This window comes from Lelliottia sp. GFLA7, from assembly GCF_056490165.1.
This window is the reverse complement of the sequence record NZ_JBWLAQ010000101.1, coordinates 1-426: the sequence shown is the minus strand read 5'-3', so window position 1 is coordinate 426 and position 426 is coordinate 1. Positions and strand designations below refer to the sequence as shown.

1 protein-coding gene is annotated in these 426 nt (G+C 71.4%); it reads left to right on the top strand.

The window, feature by feature from the left end; all coding sequences use genetic code 11:
* Positions 1 to 47: 47 nt before the first annotated feature.
* Positions 48 to 426, top strand: a 379-nt coding sequence (locus AC07RN_RS21355) for a methionyl-tRNA formyltransferase (protein WP_478337278.1), incomplete at its 3' end; no start/stop codon positions are given.

Here is a 426-nt window from a genome sequence, read left to right as displayed (position 1 = left end):
ACCAACCGCACGACCACCCGTTCGCTCCGAGCGGAGGTCCGGCGCTGATGCGGATCGTCTTCGCGGGGACGCCTGAACCGGCCGTGCCGTCGCTACGGCGGCTCATCGAGTCCGACCGGCACGAGGTGGTCGCCGTCGTCACCCGACCCGATGCCGTCGCCGGCCGAGGCCGCAAGCTCGTGCGTTCGCCGATCGGGCAGCTCGCCGACGAACACGGCATCGAGGTGCTCACGCCGAAGTCGGCATCGGATCCGGAGTTCTTGGCCCGGCTGAAGGAACTCGCGCCCGACGCCTGCCCCGTCGTCGCGTACGGCAACCTGCTGCCGCGACCGGTCCTCGACGTGCCTGCCCACGGGTGGATGAACCTGCACTTCTCGCTGCTGCCGGCGTGGCGGGGTGCCGCGCCCGTCCAGGCCGCGATCAATG